The following is a 20,494-nucleotide window of genomic DNA, read 5'->3' on the forward strand; positions in this document are numbered from 1 at the left end:
TGAGGCTGTGCCTTGGAGCTGGCGCTCCAGATTGGATACAGGCGCGAAAAGATGTCGCGCGCAGGGCGCGCTCCTACGGGGAAGCCCGCTGCTGTACGCGCCAGATGGCCAGGCCTGCACCCAATACCGCGAAAAGCAGCCACACGCTGGCCGACATCGCGTCGCCGGCCAGCCACATCACACCCGCCACAGCCGGCACCACCACGGCCCCTATGCCGATCGCGAAAAGCAGATCGCGCTCCAGCCGGCTCGTATAGGCGAGGAACCACGCACCCACGACAGCCAGCAGGAAGGAAGCGAGGCGCACCAACAGCACGGCCTGCGGCGGCTCCGGCAGTGCGGGCAGCACGTCGAGCAGGCTGCGCTCGCCGACCTGCACGTCGAAGCCATCGCGACCTTCGCGCTCGGCCGCCGGCACAAGCGTGTCGCCGTCTATCCGGGCCAGCACCGTCATCGATTGCAGGGGCACGGCTTCCCAGCTGATCCGCAGGTCGCCCAGGCGAGGATTGGCCGGCTTGTTGCTGGTGACCAGGGTATCGCCCGAGCGCTGGAACGTGGCGGCGAGGTTCGGCGGCAACGCCTTCTCGTTGGGCGGCACGGTCACCCGGCCCGGGAAGGCACGCAGGATCGGCTCGGAAAGTTTGAAGTTGCCCAGCTTCACCTCGCCGGCTTCGAACTGGCGCCCCTGGATCGGGAACGCACCCGGATTTACGTGGCCCGCGGGTTTGGCGAAGTTCGATGCGTCGATCGGCCGGTCCACCCAGTCCAGTTCGTAGTGCGTCGCGCCGCCCACCGTGATCTCGCGCCACTGGAACATCTCCACATGGCGGATGAGGATCGGCGCGTCGGCATGCACGTTGAATTCGGAGTCATCAGGCGCGTCGACGATCTGCGGCACGCCGCTGACCCTCGTGAGCGAACCGTACTGCCCCGCCGTGGGGCGGCCGCCCGCGCCCAGGTCAAGCACCGGCGCCCCATGGCGCGTCATCGCCGACGTGTAATCCATCACGCGGCGTTCGTTCCAGGCAATGAGTCCCAGGCCGGCCAGCAGCAGCGCTGCTCCGGCGCACCGGGCGCCCCAGGCCATCCCATTGTGTCGCGGCTTGTACGTCATGCACTCACCCAGGCATCGACCCCGCTCATTCGTTCCATCATATCGGCCGCGACATAGCGATCTTTATCGTCCTTCGCCACACTGGCCACGGCGCAGCCGTGGTCGTGGGTGAAGAACAACCGGATGCCGCGGGCCATCTTGTCGTCGAGGAAGGCCTTCTTCTCGTCGATGACCTTCTCCGGCCAACGGTCGTAACCCATCGTAACCGGCAGGTGTACCCAGGCGCGGCCGGGAATCAGATCCGCGCAGAACGCCACGCCGCCGACTTCCGCCAGCATCAGCCCCGGCGTATGTCCTTCCGAGAACTCGAAGCGCACCGCGTCGCCCAGCGACGAGGACCTGCCCTCTTCCACCAGCTCGAGGCGTCCGCTCTCTTCGAGCAGGCGCACGATGTCCGGAATGAACGACGCACGGTCACGCGGGTGCGGATCGCGCGCGCGTTCCCAGTGCGAGGCGCCGACGATGAAGCGCGCCTTGGGGAAAAGCAGGCGCGCCGGTTCGGCGGCGTTCCATGGCGCCAGCAATCCACCCGCGTGGTCGAAATGCAGGTGCGACAACACTACCGCGTCGATATCTTCGTGACTCAGTCCAGCCTCGGCGAGGGAATCGAGCAGTACGTGCCGGTGCTCGACCACACCGTAGCGCTCGCGCATCGCCGGCTCGAAGAATGCGCCGATCCCGGTTTCGAACAGAATGTTGCGTCCGTCGAGGCCGGTGACCAGCAGGCATCGGCAGGCCAGCGGAATGCGGTTCTGCTCGTCGGGTTCGATCCAGCGCGACCACATGGCACGCGGCGCGTTGCCGAACATGGCGCCGCCATCGAGCCGCTGCGAGTTGCCGATCAGTGACCAGAGTTTCATGTCGCGAACCTCACTGCACCTTGCCGAGGCCCGACGGACGGCGCGGATCGCTCGCCGCTTCCAGCTGGTTCGTCCGGTGGTCCCAGGTAACGACGTTCATGAAGCCCCACGGCGACCGGTTACGCAGGACATAGCCCATGTCGGTAAGCGTCCTGGTTGTCGCTTCGTCGAAGACGCCGGCCTCCACATCCACGCGGTCAGGCAGGTACTGGTGGTGGAAACGCTTCTGCGCCGTGATTTGCGCGGCGCCCTTGCCGTCGACGAAGGCAAGGATGCCTTCCAGCACCTGGGTGATGATCGTCGAACCGCCGGGCGAACCGATCACGGCCGTGCGGTCGGCACCGAAGACGAAGCTCGGCGACATCGAGGACAGCATGCGCTTGCCCGGCTCCGGGGCGTTGGCAAGCGCGCCGCGAAGGCCAAAGGCGTTCGGCTGCCCGGGCACCAGCGCGAAGTCGTCCATCTCGTCGTTGAGCACCACGCCGGTGCCCTGCGCGACGAAGGCCGAACCGAATTCGAGGTTCACGGTGAGCGTGGACGCCACCATGTTGCCGTCGGCGTCGATCACCGAGAAATGCGTGGTGTGCATGCCCGGCTCCGGTGCCATCGACGTGGGCAGCAGATCGGAGGGCGTGGCCTTGTCCAGGGAAATGGTCGCGCGCAGGCCGTCGGCGTAGTACTTCGACAGGAGCATGTCGAGCGGCATCCTCACGAAATCCGGATCGCCCAGGTATTCGTTATGGTCGCGGAAGGCGCGGCGCATCGACTCGATGGTGAGATGCGCCGCGTGCGCCGCATCAAGCTTCGTAAGGTCGTAGCCGGACAGGATGTTGAGGATCTCGGCGATCGCCACGCCGCCCGACGACGGCGGCGGTGCCGTGACGATGCGGTAACCCTTGTAGTCGACACTGAGCGGCGCGCGCTCCTTCGCCTTGTAGGCTTCGAGGTCGGCGGCCGTCCAGTTGCCGCCCGCGCTGCGCGAGGCCGACACGAGCATCCTGGCTGTTTCGCCCTTGTAGAAGCCGTCGGCGCCACCGGCGGCGAGGCGCTCGAGCGTCTTCGCCAGGTCCGGCTGGCGCAGCGTCCATCCTTCCGACGGCAGCTTGCCGCCGGGCAGGTAGATCGCCGCCGAGGCCGGGTAGCGCGCGAGTTCGTCCTTGCGATCCTCGATGGCGCCGATGAAGCGCTTGTCGGGCTGGTAGCCCTCCTTCGCGATGCGGATGGCCGGGGCCAGCGACACGGTCAGCGGCAGCTTGCCGTAATGCGCCGCGATCCAGGCCAGCCCGGCCGGCTCGCCAGGAATGCCTGCCGAGAGCGGGCCAGTCGTGGAAACGTCGCGGTTCGGCTTACCGTCCTTGCCTACGTAGACCTTCATGTCCACGGCCTTCGGTGCTGTCTCCCGTGCATCGATGAAGATGTCGCGGCGGTCGGAGGCACGGTGCAGGAGGGCCAGGAAGCCACCACCGATGCCGGAACTCTGCTGCTCGACTACCGCCAGGGTGGACGCTACCGCGATGGCGGCATCGAAGGCGTTGCCGCCCTTGCCCAGTATCTCGAAGCCCGCGTTCGTCGCGAGGTAGTTGGCGCTGGCGATGGCCGCGTGGCCAGGGCCCTTGGAGGCGACGGCAGAGGTGTCGAGCCCGGCGGCCTGGCCGGCGCCGGCAACAAGGAAGAAGCTCGCGGCGAGCACGCGCCACGACAGAGCACGAAGCATGGGGATCTCTCCGAAAAGGATATCGCTACCCCTGAGATTAACCCATGCCAGCCGTGGAAGCTTACGACGCCTTCGCCATCAGGTGCTCGTACTTGAGCATCAGTTGGTCACGGGTCTCGACCCGGTCGGGATCGTGAGGGATGCACTCGACGGGGCAGACCTCGACGCACTGGGGGTTGTCGAAGTGACCGACGCACTCGGTGCAGAGGTCGGGATCGATCACGTAGTACTGCTCGCCCAGCGAGATGGCCTTGTTAGGGCACACGGGCTCGCAGACGTCGCAGTTGACGCAGGTATCGAGGATCAGCAGGGACATGCAGGGCATTTTACACCCCGCCACGAAAAAGGGCGCCGCAAGACGGCGCCCTTTTTCGTGGCCCGCAAGGGCCGGCGGATTACATGGCGACGAAGCGGAAGGTAGCGCCGCTCGGGGCCACGGCGTCGGCCACGCGCTGCTGGTCGGCCTGGTCGCCGATGAACAGCACGATCACGTTCTTGAACGAGCCGGCGTTCGCGCCCTTGAAGGCCTCGACCATGAGGTCGGCGGTCTTGGCCGACTCCGGGCCACCGAACACGAGCATGTTGCCCGGCGTGACGCCACGGGCGACGGTGCCCTGCACGTTCTCGAGCTGGCGGGCACGGCCGTCCTGGCCGGCCTGGTCGTCGCCGGCCGGCACGAAGTACGGGAACGGACGGTCGGCCGTCATGCCCTGCATGTTCTTGCGCACGATCTGGCCGAAGTACTGGCTCCATGCCTTGGTATCTGCCGCGTTGGTCGGCTTGGCGACAGCCGCTTCCTGCTGCGTGGCAGCCTGGTCGGTGTCTTCGGACTTGTTGCAGGCCGAGAGGGCCAGCGTGGCGGTCAGGGCCACGGACGCGGCGAGGATGAGCTTACGCATGATGATCACCTGTTTGGTTAAGAGTTGCGCCAGCGTTGGCGCATGGCCTGCTGCACCGCCGGATGCACGAATCCGGAAATGTCGCCACCAAGGCGACCGATTTCGCGCACGAGCGAGGAAGAGATGAAGCTGTACTGTTCCGCCGGCGTCAGGAACAGCGTCTCGGCCTGGGGAATCAGGTGACGGTTCATGCTGGCGAGCTGGAACTCGTATTCGAAATCCGATACCGCACGCAGTCCACGCAGGATCACGCCCGCGCCGATCTCCGTGACGAAGTGGGCCAGCAGGCAATCGAAGCCGCGCACCTCCACGTTCGGCAGGTCGGCGAGTGCCAGCCGCGCCAGCGCGATGCGCTCGCCGAGGCTGAACCCGGGGCCCTTGCTCCGGCTCTCAGCCACGGCCACCACGATGCGGTCGAACAGCGGCGCGGCGCGGGACACGAGGTCGGCATGACCGTTCGTGATGGGATCGAACGTGCCGGGGTAGACGGCGAGACGCGGATTGGCCGGCAGAGGGGTCATGTACGGGCGGGTCGAGGAAACGCGGGCTAGCTTAACGGATCGGCCGGGGTGCGGCGATAGAGGGCGTAAGCGACGTCCCCCGCCTGCCCCTGGCGATGCGGAAGCCACGTGCCGGGAAGCGCTAAGGCAGCACCGCGTGGCGCTTCCACGTAGATCCAGGCGCGCGGGGTCAGCCAGCCGCCGTCTTCCAATGCCCGCGCGGCGCCGGCCCAGGCATCGAGCACGAACGGCGGGTCCAGCAACACGATGTCGAAGGGCGACGCGCTCCCACGCAACCAGCGGGCCGCATCGTCGCCCACGACCTCCCCGCTCACCTTCAGCCGGGCAAGGTTCGCCTTCAACGCCGCGACGAGCCGCGGCTCGCGCTCCACGAAGGTGACCGCCGCCGCGCCGCGCGACAGCGCCTCGAGACCCAGCGCGCCGGTGCCGGCATAGAGGTCAAGGCACCGGGAACCCTCGACCACCGGTTGCAGCCAGTTGAACAGCGTTTCCCGTACGCGATCCGTCGTGGGCCGGAGTCCCGGGAGGTCGGGCACCTCGATCCGCGAATTCCGCAACGATCCACCGATGACGCGGATGCGGCCCGGAGCGGTCATCGCTCAGCGGCCAGTGAGGGCGAGGGTGATAGCATTCGCCTATTGTCTTTGAATCCTTCGCGCAATGCTCAAGTTCTGGAAGAAGAAGACCACCGAACCGACCACGGAATCCCCGGTGCCGGAAGACCGTCCCGACCTTGCGGCCGATCCCGCCTCCACCGAGGCCTGCGCCGGGATCTCGGAAGCGCTGGCGGAAACGGTACCGCCGGAGCCCGGCGCGCCCGAGATCGAGCCCGAGGTCGAGGAATCCGTCGTCGTCGAAGCCGCCCGCGACGCGGAGCAGCCCGTGCGCCGGGGCTGGCGCGAGCGCCTGTCCGGCAGCGGATTCGCGAAGAGTCTCACCACCCTGTTCGTTCGCCACCCGAAACTCGACGACGACCTGCTCGACGAACTGGAAACCGCGCTGATCACCGCCGACGTGGGCGTCGAAGCCAGCACGCGGCTGGTCGAGGAACTGCGCAAGCGCATGCACAAGCGCGAGTTCGCCGATGCAGGGGTCCTGCTGACTGCCCTGCGCGCGGAACTCGTCGCCCTGCTGAAACCCGTGGAGCAACCGCTCGACGTCGCCACGCCCTCGCCCTTCGTGATCCTCACCGTGGGCATCAACGGTGTGGGCAAGACCACCACCATCGGCAAACTCGCGCGGCGCTACGTCGACGAAGGCCGAAACGTGATGCTCGCCGCCGGCGATACGTTTCGCGCGGCCGCCGTTGAGCAGTTGAAAACCTGGGGCGAGCGCAACAAGGTGCCCGTGGTGTCGCAGGGCCAGGACGCCGATTCGGCCAGCGTGATCTTCGACGCCCTGCAAGCCGCGCGTTCCCGCGGCACCCAGGTGCTGATCGCCGACACCGCCGGACGCCTGCACACGCAGAGCGGCCTGATGGATGAGCTGGGCAAGATCGTTCGCGTCATGAAGAAGCTCGACGCCAGTGCGCCGCACGAAGTGCTGATGGTGATCGACGGCACGACGGGACAGAACGCGATCAGCCAGCTGCGCCAGTTCCGCGATACCGCGGGTGTCACCGGCCTGGTCGTCACCAAGCTCGATGGCACGGCCAAGGGCGGTGTGATGTTCGCGTTGGCCCGTGAGTTCGGCCTGCCGATCCGCTATGTGGGCCTGGGCGAGACGGCGACCGACCTGCGCGTGTTCGACGCCGAAGCCTTCGTGGATGGCCTGCTACCGGCCAGCATCGGCAGCTGAGTGATGCGGCCGATGCAAGGAGCGCGGCGATGAACCGTTCCGTGCGGATCGGGCTCTACGCCGCCGCCGGCATCGTTGTCGTCGTCCTGCTGGCGGTGTTCGTCGCCACCTACGTCATGCTGCAACCCGAGCGCTTCACCTCGCTCCTGCAATCGCGCGCCCGCGCTGCCGGCCTTGAGCTCACCCTCGCCAATCCGGCCAGTCCCACGCTGTGGCCCAAGCCCGCCCTGGAACTCGAGGGCGTTACCGTGCGTGCCAGCGGCGCCGATACACCGTTGCTCGTTGCCTCGCGGGGAAAGCTCGTTCTGCCATGGCATACGTTGATGGGTGGCGAGACACGCATCTCGCGACTGGAAGTAGAAGGCGCGCGCATCGACCTCGATACCCTCTCGGGTTACCTCGACACCCTGCCCTCGCGCCCGTCCACGGCGGGTGCGGTCCTGCCCGCCGTGGACGCGGGTTTCCGCATCGAGCGCGGCACGCTCCTGCGCGGCAACGAACTGCTGCTGTCGGACGTGGACATCGACGCCGGGCGGCTCGCGAATGGCCTTCCCTTCGCGCTGGCGTTGGCTGCCAGCACCGCCGACGGAACCGCCTACTCCCTGGAACTGGAGACGACTCCCTCGCTTTCGGGGGGCGTGCTGACGCTCGGCGGTGTCGAACTGGGGCTGTCGAGCAAGCCGAGCTTCGCCGCCACCCTCCGCGGCGACGCCACCTGGCGCGGCGGCGCGGACGTGGGCGCCTCCCTCTCGGGCCGCGTCACCCGTGAGACCGGAGCGCCTTATGCCATGGTGCTGAACATTACGCCGGCGAACCAGCAGGATCCGCTCTACGTCGCCCTGCGGCTCGACGGCGATAACGACCGCACGGATATCCGCATTCCGCCGATCGGCTTCACCGAATGGTGGAGCGGCATCCAGGCCGGCGGCCCACCCACGCTGCCGCCCGTGCTGGGCACCATCGAGGCGAAGACGCTGGACACCGGCGACGTGCACGTGAAAGGCCTGCGCATCCGCGCGACGCCACCGGCGCCGGCCGCCACGGCGTCCACCGCGAGTGCACCATGAACGTGTTCGCGCGCGAACTGCTGCGCTGGTACGACCACCACGGACGCAAGGACCTGCCCTGGCAGCATCCGCGTGATGCGTATCGGGTCTGGCTTTCGGAGATCATGCTGCAGCAGACCCAGGTGGTCACCGTCATCGGTTACTTCCAGCGGTTCGTTGAACGCCTGCCGACGCTCGCCTCGCTCGCGGCCGCCGACGAGGACACCGTGTTGGCCCTGTGGTCCGGTCTCGGTTACTACCGTCGCGCACGATTCCTGCATCGCGCAGCGCAGTTGTGTATCGAGCGCCACGGTGGCGAGTTGCCGCGCGACCTCGAGGCGCTGATGGCGCTGCCGGGTATCGGACGGTCCACCGCGGGCGCGATCCTCGCCCAGGCACACGGGCTGCGTTTTCCCATTCTGGACGGCAACGTCAAGCGCGTACTCACGCGCTACCACGGCATCGCCGGGTTTCCCGGCGAAAGCGCGATCGAGAAACAACTCTGGCGTCATGCCGACGAACATACGCCCGCCGGGAGGACCGCGGATTACACGCAGGCCATCATGGATCTTGGCGCCACCGTCTGCGTGCGCGCGAAGCCGCTCTGCCTGCTGTGTCCGCAGGCGGCAGCCTGCGTCGCCCATCGCGACGGGCTCACCACCGTGCTGCCCACCGCGAAGCCCGGCAAGAAGATCCCGACGCGCTCGCTCGCGATGCTGCTCCTGCGCGACGCGCATGGCCGCGTGCTGCTCGAGAAGCGTGGTCCGCAGGGTGTCTGGTCGGGCCTGTGGAGCCTGCCGGAAGCGACGGATCCCGATGCCGCCGGAACGGTCGCCTCAGGCTTCGCCCGAATCAGCGAGGCCGATCCACTCCCCGCCTTCACCCATGTCTTCAGCCATTACAGGCTGGACGTATCGCCCATCCTGTTCGACCATGCGGCCCCGCTCACCACCGTGGCGGACCGCAACGACCGCCGCTGGTGCGATCGCGAGGAACTCGCCTCGCTCGGCCTGCCGGCCCCCGTGCGGACGCTGCTGGCCAACCTTCCGGAGATAACCCCATGACACGCATGGTCCATTGCGTAAAACTCGGCCGCGACGCCGAAGGCCTCGATTTCGCGCCCTGGCCCGGCGACCTCGGCAAGCGCATTTACGACAATGTGTCCAAGGAAGCCTGGGCCCAGTGGCTGTCTCACCAGACCATGCTCATCAACGAGATGCGCCTGTCCCCGCTGGACCCGAAGACGCGCGGCTTCCTGAGCGGCGAGATGGAGAAGTACTTCTTCGGCGGCGATGTCGTCCAGCCGGCCGGCTACGTCCCGCCCGAACCGGATGCTTGACGCCAGCGCCTGCACCCGATTTAATACGCGGCTCCACTCGCCGCAACGACCGTTGCAGGCACCCGTGGCTCGGTAGCTCAGTTGGTAGAGCAGGGGATTGAAAATCCCCGTGTCGGCGGTTCGATTCCGTCCCGAGCCACCATCTTGCGAAGGCTTCCAGAGATGGAAGCCTTTCTTGTTTTTATCGCCTCGACTACATTGCCGCCGGGCGAGCCAGCACCATCCAGCCGCCGGAGAGGGTTTCCTTCAGAACCTCCACGCGGCGCATTCGTCCGGTGGTGACCGTCGATGCGGACGACAGCGCGAACTCGACGGCCCGGCCTTCCGTGGGGAAGAGATGCTTCGCCCCACCGGGCAGCACCACGCGCCAGATCCGTTCGTTGATGCCGGGATAGAAGATGAAGATGCGGAACGGCCTGCCTTCGTCGTTCATGAGCGGCGCCGGCGGCGAAGTTCCGCCCTCACGTCCCAGGAGTGCTCCCCGACGTTCTTCACGACGCTGCGCAATGCGAGCTCACTGACGCCGAGAACGCGCGTCCAGTAACGGATATCGGATCGAAGTGCCACGTTCACGCGTGTCAGGTCGGTTGGCGCGGCAACGAAGATCTCGTCGTTCATGGATGGCCTCTGCTGAAGGATCACGGTTACCACGAACGATGTTACGTGGACGTAACTACGCCCCGCCCGGCGCGGTCTCGCATTTGCCCAACGCTTTCTCGAGCACCTGGCCCTCCTCCGGAAGACCCGAATCGGAAGCGTCCTGAAGCAGGACCCGCAAGCGATCCTCCATCGCCCTCACCAACTGGTCGCGAGCGTCCTGGCCGCAAGGCGTGCGCGGCTTCCAGGTGGATAACCCCTTCGTGCGGCCGGCGAGCCTGTCGAGGTAAGGGCCGCGGGATGCCTGCGCAGCGTGTCGTACGTCTGCCAGCTGGGTGCGCCAGACGCTCAATTCGCCGCGCAGGTCCGCCGTGTCGGCCGCAAGTGCTTTCGCGTCTCTCTCGCGGGCTCGGTGGGATGCCGTGAAGGCAAGCATCGCCGTCGTGGCGGATGCGATAAACGCCACCGCCACGACGAGCAGCACGATCTTGCGGCCGTTTGCAGGTTCGTTTCGCGCAGTCGGATCGTTCGTCATTCGGCCTCCGGGCCGCCGAGGTAGCCTGTCATACCCGATGATACTTGCGATGCCCCGGGTGTGGCAGGCCACAAGCTCACTACTTAGCCAGGAGGCTTGCAGCGTCGTGTGTTCCCAGGTCATACGCATCGCGCACCGTCGCCCTCGGTGTGCAGTCCCAGGTCGATACGGGAATGCGCCGGCTAGGTTGCCAGTAAGTGCGGCCTGCCCACTGGAACAGTGGTGGAAATCCAGGGTAGTGACGGGTAAGCAGTACCAGCGTGCTCGAACGCTCGGCATCGGTCTGCAGAGGAATCGGGGCGTTATCCGTGTAGCCACCATCGATGGCATGCGCCCCACCCACCGGGCGCGCCGACATGATCGGAGGCGCAGAGGCGGCGGCTATGAGCAATGCCTGCGCGGACTCGAGATCGGCACAGTCGTTCAGCACCATGAAGTCCTTCCGCAGGCCCATCCAGGCAGGAAGCCGCGGATGGATGCTGTTCCATAAATATCTGTCGACAAGGTATGCGAGTGTTCCCGCGACGACGGATCCACTCGTCCCCAGAAGCCGCGCCGGTCGCGTCAGTCCGACCATGAGCCGCGAAGATGATCGGCGTAGCGCATCGAACGTCTTTGCGTTGATAAATGCATCTATCCATGCCGGATAGACCCGCTGATGCGCAAACTTCAGCTTGAACCGGGTGAGGCCCGACCAGTCAACGATCCTTGGGTTCCCCGCAAACAACCTTTGGCAGGCTTCGAGAGCCGCCTCGTCACCTTGTACGAGGAATGATGCGGCTACGGCAGCACCAGCGCTGGTACCGATGAGTTGTCCAGGGAGCCGCCATCCGCGATCGAGCAACTGCCGGACTACTCCTGCCTGCCACCAGCACCGGTTTCCACCGCCGGCGAATACCAGAGTCTTCGCATCGCCGAAGTCGTAAGACTGCAATTCCTGGAACCTGCCGAGCATGTGTCTTCCTTGATGACTTCGTGGAGGACAGGAGCATCGCATGAGACTGAAGGCATTTTCTTGCGACCTGGTGGACTGGTCACAACAATGGCGTCCGCGCGCCGTTATAGTCGGGACGTCCGTTCAGCAGAAGCCGGTACTCATGACTCGTCTCTCCCGAATCGCCCTTGCCCTCGCCCTCGCCGCGTTCGCGTTGCCTTCCGTTGCCGCGGACCTGAAGGTCATGACCTTCAACGTCCGCACGATGACCGGCAAGGACGGCCCGAACGGCTGGGAGTTCCGGCGCGACCTGTTCGCGGACACCATCCGCCAGATGCATCCCGATGTGATAGGCACGCAGGAGTTGTATAAGCAGCAGGGCGACGACACCGTGGAGCGCCTGCCGGAATACACCTGGTTCGGTCGCGACCGCTATGGCAAGCACACCGACGAACACATGGGCATTTTCTATCGCAAGGACGCCCTGAAGCTCGTGAAGTCCGGCGACTTCTGGTATTCCGACACGCCCGACCAGCCGGCCAGCATGACCTGGGGCAACATCATGCCGCGCATGGTCAACTGGGCGCTGTTCGAACGGCTGTCCGACCACAGGCGCTTTTACCTGCTCGATACCCACCTGCCCTATCGCGACCAGGACGAGGACATCCGCACGCGCTGCACCAGGCTGCTGGCCGCATGGATCGCCAAGCTGCCCAAGGGCGTGCCGGTGATCGTCACCGGCGACTTCAACACCGGGCCGGACGGCGAATCGCACAAGGTGATTACGGCGTCGCTGAAGGACGCATGGGACACTGCGCCGAAGCGCGAAGGCCCGGCCGAAACCTTCCACGACTTCACCGGGAAGGCTAACAAGCGGATCGACTGGATTCTCTCCAGCGGTGTGTCGGCCACATCCGTGCAGACGGTCACGACCTCGAAGGATGGGCGCTATCCGTCGGACCACTTCCCCGTGCAGGCCGATTTCGACCTCTGAGGTGTGAGAGCCGCGAAATCTCGCGTGGGGGCGCCAGCCGCCGATGTCGCGCCTGGCGATGTACGACGATCAGAAAACCTACTTCACCGGACTGGTCAAGTTCGTCAAGGACGTGGACGCAGGCAAACCGCTGAACTGAGGAGTCTTCGCTCCTGAGACGCCTTTCTGGCAACATCGTCCGGTTATCGACGCGCCGTGGCGCGCCTGCCGGATGCACAAACCCATGAATTTGCAAGCCAATTACGAACAGATCCCGCTCAAGGAGTACGCCGAGCGGGCCTATCTCGACTATTCCATGTACGTGGTGCTGGATCGCGCCCTGCCCTTCGTGGGCGACGGGCTGAAGCCGGTCCAGCGCCGCATCGTGTACGCCATGAGCGAACTGGCGCTCGGCGCCACCGCCAAACCCAAGAAGTCGGCGCGCACCATCGGCGACGTCATCGGCAAGTTCCACCCGCACGGCGACTCGGCCTGCTACGAGGCGATGGTCCTCATGGCCCAGCCGTTCTCTTACCGCTACCCGCTGGTGGACGGCCACGGCAACTTCGGTTCGCCCGACGATCCGAAGAGCTTCGCGGCCATGCGCTATACGGAGTCCCGCCTCACGCCCATCGCCGAGGTGCTGCTTTCCGAGCTGGGCCACGGCACCACCGACTGGGTACCGAACTTCGACGGCACGCTGGAAGAACCCTCCTGGCTACCCGCTCGCGTGCCGCACGTGCTGCTGAACGGCTCGATGGGCATCGCCGTTGGCATGGCCACCGACATCCCGCCGCACAACCTGCGCGAAGTCGCCACCGCCTGCATCCGCCTTCTTGACGATCCGGATGCGACGATCACCGACCTGTGCGAACACGTGCAGGGACCGGACTATCCGACCACGGCCGAGATCATCACGCCGCGCAAGGAAATCCTGGCGATGTACCAGAACGGCACGGGCTCGGTCCGCGCGCGGGCCGTTTACGAGCGCGACGACGGCAACATCGTCATCACCGCCCTCCCCCACCAGGTCTCCCCGTCGAAGATCCTCGAGCAGATCGCCGCGCAGATGCGCGCGAAGAAGCTGCCGATGCTGGAAGACCTGCGCGACGAATCCGACCACGAGAACCCCATCCGCCTTGTGCTCGTGCCGCGCTCGAACCGCGTGGACGTGGACGAGATGATGCAGCACCTCTTCGCCACGACCGATCTTGAGAAGAGCTTCCGCATCAACCTGAACATGATCGGCCTTGACGGCCGTCCGCAGGTCAAGGATCTGAAAATGATCCTGGCCGAGTGGCTGCGCTTCCGGACGGATACGGTCACCCGCCGCCTCAACCATCGCCTGGGTCGCGTCGAACGCCGCCTGCACATGCTCGAGGCGCTGCGCATCGCCTTCCTCAATCTGGACGAGGTGATCCGCATCGTCCGTACCGAGGAAGAGCCGAAGCCGGTGCTCATCGCCCGCTTCCGCCTCGACGAGGAACAGGCCGACTACATCCTCGAAACCAAGCTGCGGCAGCTGGCCCGGCTTGAGGAAATGAAGATCAACGAAGAGCGCGACAAGCTCGAGGAAGAGCGCGCCCGCATCAACGTGCTGCTGAAGTCGCCGGCCAAGCTCAAGGGCCTCATCAAGGAAGAACTGCGCGGCGATGCCGAGAAATACGGTGACGAACGCCGTTCGCCGCTGATCGAACGCAGCGTGGCACAGGCACTGGACGAGAGCGCGCTGGTCGCTTCCGAGCCGGTCACCGTGGTGCTTTCGCAGAAGGGCTGGGTGCGCGCCGGCAAGGGGCACGAAATCGACGGCGAAGCCTTGTCCTACCGCGACGGCGACAGCCTGCTGGCGATTTCCCGCGCGCGTACGACGCAGCAGATCGCTTTCATCGACTCGACGGGCCGTGCCTATGCCACGCCGGCGCATACGCTGCCTTCGGCACGCGGCAACGGTGAGCCGCTCACCGGCCGCTTCAGCCCCCCGGCGGGTGCGCGCTTCGACGCGCTGGTGGCTGCGGACAACGATACCCGCATCATCCTGGCCACCGACTTCGGCTATGGCTTCGTCACCCGCTTCGAGGCGCTCACGGGGCGGCAGAAGGCGGGCAAGCAGATCATTTCGCTCAGCGACGGCGCACGTGTGGTAACCCCGGCGATCACCGCCGATCCGTCACGCGATCGCATCGTGGTCGTGACGGGCGAAGGTCATCTGTTGATGTTCTCCGTCGCCGAGCTGCCGGAACTCGACAAGGGCAAGGGCAACAAGCTCATCGAGATTCCGAAGGCGAAGCTGGCCTCGGGCGAGGAGCGCGTGGTCGGCGTAGCCGTCGTCACCGAAGGCAAGGGCGAAGTCACGCTTTACGCGGGGCAGCGCAAGCTCACGCTGAAGTGGGCGGACCTCGTGGAATACGGCGGCAGCCGCGCCACCCGCGGCGGCGTGTTGCCGCGCGGGCTGCGGCGCGTGGAGCGGATCGAGACGACCGGTTGACCTTCATCGGCATTTTTGTAGGAGCGCGCCAGGCGCGCGACATGTTTTCGCCCCGGTTGGCAAGCTGGCGCGCCAGCTCGCAGGATCGGCTTCAAAACATGTCGCGCACAAGGTGCGCTCCTACAACCGCGTGACGTTCCAGGAGACCATGCGGCCGTCCTTATAGGGCATCACGCCGTGGAACGGCCGTGGATCGGTGTCGAAGACCAGCTGCAGGAAGTGGCGATCGCCTTCCCACATGGGGAGGCTGTCCAGCGCTTCGACCGGTACCCATTCCAGGGCGCCCTCGTGGTTCGAGGTCAGTGGCGCCCCCTCGAACCGCGTGACCACGAAGATGAAACCCAGCCAGTCCTCGCCGTGCTTACCGAAGCCCGGCCAGTTCAGCGTGCCGCGCAGGCTCATCTCCAGGCATTCGATGCCTGCCTCTTCGCGGATCTCCCGCCGCATGCATGAGGCGATGTCCTCGCCCGGCTCCATCTTGCCGCCCAACCCGTTGTACTTCCCCAGGTGCATGTCGTCCTGGCGGGCGTTGCGATGGATCATGAGGACACTCTTGCCGTCCGGCGACAGGACATAGCCAAGGGTGGCGACGATGGGCGTATAAGGCATGGCGATGGGGATGGAGAGGAAAAACCAGGGAGTTTACGCCCTGCGCCCGGAAACCGCCCGATCGGGCCTTGCACTGCCCGCCGCCCCCGGCGAACATCCCAGCATGCTCCATCCTCTCTTTTCCCGCTCGTTCGGTCTCACCGCCCTCCGCATCCTCGCCGCCGGCGTACTCGCCGTGGTCGCGGCGGGGTGTGCCAACTCCGCCGATGCCGTGAACGGTCGCGACGTCGTCTTCGACAGCCAGTCCTACTTCACCGTCACCGTCGACACACGCAGCGAAGACATCGAACTGTACTGGCACAACCCCGACAACGGCCAGCCCTTCGGCGGCCTCGAGGCGCTGAAGACGTGGACCGCCGGCAAGGGCCGCCCGCTGGCCTTCGCCACCAATGCGGGCATCTACGACCGCGAGTTCAGGCCGCTGGGTCTTTACGTGGAAGACGGCAAGACCATCGTGCCGCTCAACCTCGCGCACGGCAACCCGCGCTCGGGCAATTTCTCCCTCCTGCCCAACGGTGTCTTCGCGGTGTACGACGACGGCAGCGCGCAGGTACGCACGAGCGGGGCTTTCCGCGCCGAGGCTCGCAAGCCCCGCTGGGCCACGCAGTCCGGACCCATGCTGGTGATCGACGGCGAGATCAATACGCAGTTTGAGGATGGCTCCGACAGCATGAAATGGCGCAGCGGCGTCTGCGCGAAGTCACCGCACGAGGTGGTCTTCGTCGTCAGCCGTGCACCAGTGAACTTCCATAGCTTCGCCCGCCTGTTTCGCGACAGCATCGGCTGTCGCGACGCCTTGTTCCTGGATGGCACGATCTCCCAGGTCTACACGCCAGCCCAGGGGTACGTCGGCGCCCCGGCCTTCATGACCAAGCCCTACGCGGGCATGGTCGCTGTCTTTCCGAAGCGCCGGTAAACCCGGCGCCCGTAGTCGTTATCGCGTCTCGCGCCACGCATGGTTATTGCCAACCTGGACCAGATCGGTGAGCCGCGCGTAGGTTTCCCTCGCGCCCGCCATGTCGGTGTGAGAGCTTAGGAATGGAACGTTGATCAGCCACTCGTGCGCCTGAAGGTCCACGTCGTCGCCTACGGCGTTCGCATACGCCGTGGCCTCGGGGAAACGGTTCCGCATCTTGTCATTGAAAAGCCCGGGGCCCGTGGTCCTCGAAATCGTGGTCATGTACTTCCCGAAACCCGGATCGGAGCGTTCGCCCACTGCGTACGGGCGGTCGGTAAGTGCCGGCCGGTTCGCCCTGAAACGCAGGACCAGCTCGTCCAGAAGGTCGATGAAGAACGGGTTCCTCGCGTGCGAGGCAAAGGCGTTGGTGTTGTACTCGGCGTCCATGCCTAGCGCGTAGTTGCTGGCGGGAGGACCGGTAAGTACTTCATCCTTTGCTGCAAGTAGCCGGGTGCGGGTGAACTCATCCGTCAGCCTGTCGTCCGTATCCAGGTACAGCCCACCTTTCTTGTACTGGATGAAGTAGCGCAAGCCATCGGCGGCGGCAGGCAGGTTGCGGTTGCCTCCCGCCTGCCGGAAGAAATCGAATGCCTCGAAGTACCTGGAGGCCTTGAACTCCACGAACATGTCGTTCGTTTCCAGGTTCACGACTGTCACGCCCGGCAGGTCTTTGCGCAATGCCTCAAGAAGCTCGGGCCGCTTGTCGTCGAGCAGAACGTAGAGCGTCGTCTTGTAGCCCTTCAGTCCGGACCGGGCCACGCTGGCGCTCATGTTCTCGATGTGCGATGGCAATTCCAGGCCGTTGTGGTCGAGCTTCCTCACGTAGAGTGCTTTCTGGTCGCCTAGCCAGATCTGGGTGATTTCCTTCGGCACCTCGTTCCTGGAGATCCGGGGAGGCCGAGGCCACGCGGTGGGCGCCCGGCTGATGCCCAGTTGTCTCAGCGCATCGATCCGCTCTGCATCACTTGCGGGCCGTGGCGGCAGGGGCGGCGCGCCGTTCGCGCCAGGGACTGGGACACTTTCCTTCCAGACACGCAAGGCGTCGTCGTACTCGAGATGATTTCCCCCACCGAATGGCGTGCGCCATTTGCATACGGTCAGGTCGAACTTGATTTCCGTCAGGTATCCGCCGAGATCGACCGTGATACTGCTGTTCTCTCCCGGATTCTGGATGCCCTTAAGGATGCCCTCGCCCCAGCGGGGATCGCTCCAGCTGAACCGGTTGCCTCCCAGCAGGCGTGGTGCCGGCCATACATTCCATGTCTCGTTCGAGAACGTGACGACCCGCGTATCGCCGGCATTCGTGGGGTTGTAGATGATGCGTTCCTGGGTGCCATCGGGCTTGGTCACCGTCCGGCTCTTGAACACGTGGCTATCGATGCGCACATATTCCTGGCCGTCGCTTTCACGCAAGATGCCCCGCGACGGCGAATGCATCGTATCCGTACGGATGCCGCTTACTTCGTACCTGCGCACGATGGCGTCGAAATCGTCACTTGCCGGTCGCTGGAGCAGCAGTGCACGCGATGAAGGCGCGATCATGCGGCGGCCCCCGCTACCCAGCGTCGTCCGCGCCAGCCGCAAGTGTCTTGCAAACTTGCCCAGCGTTGCGATCGGACGGGCGAAGCGAAGCGGAGGCAGATCGAAGACGATGTTCAGGCCCGCCTCGCCCACCTTCAGAAAGCCGCCTTTCGTATCGCCCTGCACGAACTGTCTGACTGCGTCGCCAAGGTTGAACCCGGCTTCGAGAAGGCCGGGCAAAGGCAAGAGCATGCTCATCGCATTCCCCGCCGTCCGCAGGCCGTCCGCCACCTGCAGCACGTCCCGCCGCTGTGTCGATACGGCAATATGCCGGGATCCGTTGCGCAACTCGGCAAAGAGCGCGCGGCCCGAGGCCACCAGGAAATTCCCGGGGATCGGTGCAATCGTGACGTCGCTGCCTCCGCCGCGGGCGAGGAGTTCCTCGGCAGCCGCCCGTTCACCGGAGACGACGAGCGACACCAGATAAGTGCGGAAGGCCTTGTCTGTCCTGACCAGGTGCGCCATGTCGTCCTGGCCACCGAAGTGCCGGAAGTGCACGCCGTCCGGTGCACGCGGTGTATAGAGAACATAGGCCGTCTTGCCGTCCGATCCGGTATCGAAGAGCAGGACGCCACCGCCCACCGTCGCGATGCCGATCATGATCTGGTGGACAGGCAAGCGCGCCGGGATACCGGGATTCGCCAGAGCGCTGAGTATCCGGGTTTTGGTTTCTCCGGAAAGGAGCGATGCCGGCCGCGCCGCGTCCTGGACAAGTTCAAGCGTCATCCTGGAGGCAAGGAGCAAGGCGAACGCATTCATGTCTACGCCTTCCTCGAACCGGTTGACGGCATCGAGGTATCTCTGGCCCACGTTTGCCTCGCGCACGAGGCTGTACATCGTAGCGAACGAAAAACCCTTCAGTGGCGTGCCATCCATGCCGAAGAATTCGAAACCTTCGCTGGTATCCAGGAAACTTGCGAAGTCCAGGTTTTCGAGTGCGATATCGGTGAGCGTCACCTTCCGGCCTGTCCAGGCGGTGCCGGAGGCATCGATCCTGTTCAGGATGCCGCTTATCGGGTCGACCGACCGGGATGGCGGTCCACCCGCGTAGCCCGCATGCGTCCAATGGACGACAGCGACCTTGTCGGGATCGTTGACGGTCAGGCCCCTTGGTTTCATGAAGCCCGCCAATATCGTCCGCGCCTGGGCGCGAACGTCGTACAGCTTTCCGAGACCGGCCGCGAGCTCGTCGCCGGTCTGGCGAAGCAGCTTCAGGTAATTCCCGATAGTCGCTCGCCACTCGGTCTTTTGCCCTGATGTGCCGTTCGCAATAGCCATCGGCATGAGCAGGTCGAGGGCAACTCGGCGGTTATAGTCTTCGATGACCTTCGCCTGATCGACGTCGGCACCGAGGTCGCCATGGATGTCGATGGCCATGGTGGCATCCACGACATCCATGTCCGACGAGGCGAGGTTCTCCAATGCCCACACGGCGTTCTCCCAACGCCGCTCCAGGATGCTGGTCACCATCCAGGACGGCATATCCTCGATGTCGTGTCGCGCCCGCACGATGGTCCTGTCGCCAGAGGTCTGTCCCAACCAGGCGTTCAGCTTGCCGACACTGGCAAAGAGCCTTGTCGGCAGGCCAGGAGAAAGCAACAGCACCTTGCCGCAGTCGCCAGTGGGAAACGCCGGACAGGGTCGCTCCGAAACGAAGGCCGCGCCAGCTGGCCCAGCTTTGTCATTGGAAGCTCCGTCGACGATCTCGATGCCGGTCACACCTGGGCGCGCGGGGTCGGCTAGCGAGGTTTTCGACAGCGCCCGGCCAAGGAGTGCGGAGGCATCCGCATCCATCCAGCCTTCTTTCACGAACAGGTCGACTTCCAGCCGCCGGAGCGCCCCCAGCATCCGAGCCAGCCACTCCTTTCGCATCGGCGCCTGTGCTTCGGCGGCATTCTGGTAGACCGGAAGTCGCTCTTCCCAGAACGTGTCGACGAGCCTTCGCCAATGGAACCGGAAATCGCGATAGGTTTCGAGGGCCTTCTCCACCCTCAGGATACCCGACCGGTCCGACAACCCCGCTACCCGCTCATCGGCCGCCAGGGTACCGGGCCGGACGAAGACGCCGGCTTCGTCCGGCAGAAACACCGGCACCGTCCCATGGAGAATGGCTTCCCGGTAAAGGTCGGTCAAAGGTATGGACGACCGGATGTCCCGGGTACCGTCGACATTTTCGCGAAACGTCGTCACGTACACGTTTTCAACGTCGATGTTTTTCGAAAGGCCCGGAGATTCGCGCAACATCACATCAGTCAGAATCCGCTTCGATGCGGAACTGAACGTGGGGTACTTCTCCAACACCACTCTACTGATGTCGTCGAGCGCTTGATTGAAGCGTTCGACACCCTCCGGGACCGGGACATCGGCTGCGGTCTCTTCCCTCGGAACCAGCCGCGCCAGAGGACCCGATTCGAGCTCCATGATGCCCGCTACCGTGGCCGATGCCTGGCAAACACTGCCGGCCATCAGCGCGATCAACGTTCCTTGTGCGATTGTTTTCACGACATTCCCTTGCGTCATCTCGAGGCGAGC

At 65.2% G+C, this 20,494-nt stretch carries 20 protein-coding genes and 1 tRNA gene; 8 read left to right on the top strand and 13 right to left on the bottom strand.

All coding sequences use genetic code 11. The annotated features are described in order from the left end of the window. Nucleotides 1-73: 73 nt before the first annotated feature. The 7 genes from VGM71_RS13015 to rsmD all read right to left on the bottom strand — a co-directional run bounded on the left by VGM71_RS13015 (nt 74) and on the right by rsmD (nt 5,704). Nucleotides 74-1,114 carry a TMEM43 family protein gene (locus VGM71_RS13015; protein ID WP_331545795.1) on the bottom strand — a complete coding sequence of 347 codons (1,041 nt, stop codon included), beginning with the start codon at nt 1,112-1,114 and terminating at the stop codon, nt 74-76. Further along, on the bottom strand, nt 1,111-1,974 hold the full coding sequence (locus VGM71_RS13020) for an MBL fold metallo-hydrolase (RefSeq protein ID WP_331545797.1): 864 nt from the start codon (nt 1,972-1,974) through the stop codon (nt 1,111-1,113). The genes VGM71_RS13015 and VGM71_RS13020 overlap by 4 nt, the downstream gene beginning before the upstream one ends. A 10-nt stretch (nt 1,975-1,984) precedes the next feature. Continuing rightward, entirely contained in the window at nt 1,985-3,688 is a 1,704-nt protein-coding gene (gene ggt, locus VGM71_RS13025) for a gamma-glutamyltransferase (protein WP_331545799.1), read from the bottom strand. Nucleotides 3,689-3,749: 61 nt separating this feature from the next. Then, nucleotides 3,750-4,004 carry a YfhL family 4Fe-4S dicluster ferredoxin gene (locus VGM71_RS13030; protein ID WP_331545801.1) on the bottom strand — a complete coding sequence of 85 codons (255 nt, stop codon included), beginning with the start codon at nt 4,002-4,004 and terminating at the stop codon, nt 3,750-3,752. A 79-nt stretch (nt 4,005-4,083) separates the two neighbouring features. After that, nucleotides 4,084-4,587, bottom strand: coding sequence for a hypothetical protein (locus VGM71_RS13035; protein ID WP_331545803.1), 504 nt, complete (start codon nt 4,585-4,587; stop codon nt 4,084-4,086). Between the two features lie 17 nt (nt 4,588-4,604). After that, nucleotides 4,605-5,108, bottom strand: a complete 504-nt coding sequence (gene coaD, locus VGM71_RS13040) for a pantetheine-phosphate adenylyltransferase (RefSeq protein WP_166700710.1) — start codon at nt 5,106-5,108, stop codon at nt 4,605-4,607. Nucleotides 5,109-5,134: 26 nt separating this feature from the next. Next, on the bottom strand, nt 5,135-5,704 hold the full coding sequence (gene rsmD / locus VGM71_RS13045; RefSeq protein WP_331545807.1) for a 16S rRNA (guanine(966)-N(2))-methyltransferase RsmD: 570 nt from the start codon (nt 5,702-5,704) through the stop codon (nt 5,135-5,137). 64 nt (nt 5,705-5,768) lie between these two features. Between rsmD and ftsY the strand changes: the two genes are divergently transcribed. The 5 genes from ftsY to VGM71_RS13070 all read left to right on the top strand — a co-directional run bounded on the left by ftsY (nt 5,769) and on the right by VGM71_RS13070 (nt 9,432). After that, on the top strand, nt 5,769-6,905 hold the full coding sequence (ftsY, locus tag VGM71_RS13050) for a signal recognition particle-docking protein FtsY (RefSeq protein ID WP_331545809.1): 1,137 nt from the start codon (nt 5,769-5,771) through the stop codon (nt 6,903-6,905). 29 nt (nt 6,906-6,934) lie between these two features. Continuing rightward, nucleotides 6,935-7,972 carry an AsmA family protein gene (locus VGM71_RS13055; RefSeq protein ID WP_331545811.1) on the top strand — a complete coding sequence of 346 codons (1,038 nt, stop codon included), beginning with the start codon at nt 6,935-6,937 and terminating at the stop codon, nt 7,970-7,972. Beyond that, nucleotides 7,969-9,015 (top strand): A/G-specific adenine glycosylase, encoded by a 1,047-nt coding sequence (gene mutY, locus VGM71_RS13060; protein WP_331545813.1) that lies wholly within the window; start codon nt 7,969-7,971, stop codon nt 9,013-9,015. The genes VGM71_RS13055 and mutY overlap by 4 nt, the downstream gene beginning before the upstream one ends. Next, nucleotides 9,012-9,290: an oxidative damage protection protein gene (locus VGM71_RS13065; protein WP_331545815.1), complete on the top strand. Its 279-nt coding sequence runs from the start codon at nt 9,012-9,014 to the stop codon at nt 9,288-9,290. Before mutY ends, VGM71_RS13065 begins: the two co-directional genes overlap by 4 nt. 66 nt (nt 9,291-9,356) lie before the next feature. Further along, nucleotides 9,357-9,432 (top strand) — tRNA-Phe (locus VGM71_RS13070). Nucleotides 9,433-9,483: 51 nt separating this feature from the next. Here the strand turns inward: VGM71_RS13070 and VGM71_RS13075 are convergent. The 4 genes from VGM71_RS13075 to VGM71_RS13090 form a co-directional block, all read right to left on the bottom strand. Continuing rightward, nucleotides 9,484-9,723, bottom strand: a complete 240-nt coding sequence (locus tag VGM71_RS13075) for a hypothetical protein (protein WP_331545817.1) — start codon at nt 9,721-9,723, stop codon at nt 9,484-9,486. Continuing rightward, entirely contained in the window at nt 9,720-9,908 is a 189-nt protein-coding gene (locus tag VGM71_RS13080; protein ID WP_331545819.1) for a DUF3606 domain-containing protein, read from the bottom strand. The genes VGM71_RS13075 and VGM71_RS13080 overlap by 4 nt, the downstream gene beginning before the upstream one ends. 55 nt (nt 9,909-9,963) lie before the next feature. Continuing rightward, complete coding sequence (locus VGM71_RS13085; protein WP_331545821.1) at nt 9,964-10,422, bottom strand: hypothetical protein; 459 nt, start codon at nt 10,420-10,422, stop codon at nt 9,964-9,966. 79 nt (nt 10,423-10,501) lie between these two features. After that, the gene (locus VGM71_RS13090; RefSeq protein WP_331545823.1) at nt 10,502-11,377 is read right to left on the bottom strand and encodes a patatin-like phospholipase family protein; all 876 of its coding nucleotides are present in this window, start codon (nt 11,375-11,377) and stop codon (nt 10,502-10,504) included. A 142-nt stretch (nt 11,378-11,519) separates the two neighbouring features. On the opposite strand from VGM71_RS13090, the gene VGM71_RS13095 reads away from it, so the two are divergent. Both VGM71_RS13095 and parC read left to right on the top strand, forming a co-directional pair. Further along, nucleotides 11,520-12,350 (top strand): endonuclease/exonuclease/phosphatase family protein, encoded by an 831-nt coding sequence (locus VGM71_RS13095; RefSeq protein WP_331545825.1) that lies wholly within the window; start codon nt 11,520-11,522, stop codon nt 12,348-12,350. A gap of 223 nt (nt 12,351-12,573) precedes the next feature. Then, nucleotides 12,574-14,814 carry a DNA topoisomerase IV subunit A gene (parC, locus tag VGM71_RS13100; RefSeq protein ID WP_331545827.1) on the top strand — a complete coding sequence of 747 codons (2,241 nt, stop codon included), beginning with the start codon at nt 12,574-12,576 and terminating at the stop codon, nt 14,812-14,814. Nucleotides 14,815-14,934: 120 nt separating this feature from the next. On the opposite strand, the gene VGM71_RS13105 is transcribed toward parC, so the two are convergent. Beyond that, nucleotides 14,935-15,423, bottom strand: coding sequence for an 8-oxo-dGTP diphosphatase (locus VGM71_RS13105; RefSeq protein ID WP_331545829.1), 489 nt, complete (start codon nt 15,421-15,423; stop codon nt 14,935-14,937). Nucleotides 15,424-15,526: 103 nt separating this feature from the next. Between VGM71_RS13105 and VGM71_RS13110 the strand changes: the two genes are divergently transcribed. Next, entirely contained in the window at nt 15,527-16,339 is an 813-nt protein-coding gene (locus VGM71_RS13110; RefSeq protein WP_331545831.1) for a phosphodiester glycosidase family protein, read from the top strand. An 18-nt stretch (nt 16,340-16,357) separates the two neighbouring features. Here the strand turns inward: VGM71_RS13110 and VGM71_RS13115 are convergent, their stop codons facing one another. Further along, entirely contained in the window at nt 16,358-20,464 is a 4,107-nt protein-coding gene (locus VGM71_RS13115) for a dermonecrotic toxin domain-containing protein (RefSeq protein ID WP_331545833.1), read from the bottom strand. Between the last annotated feature and the right edge of the window lie 30 nt (nt 20,465-20,494).

It is taken from the genome of Luteibacter sp., from assembly GCF_036499525.1.
Lineage (GTDB): Bacteria > Pseudomonadota > Gammaproteobacteria > Xanthomonadales > Rhodanobacteraceae > Luteibacter.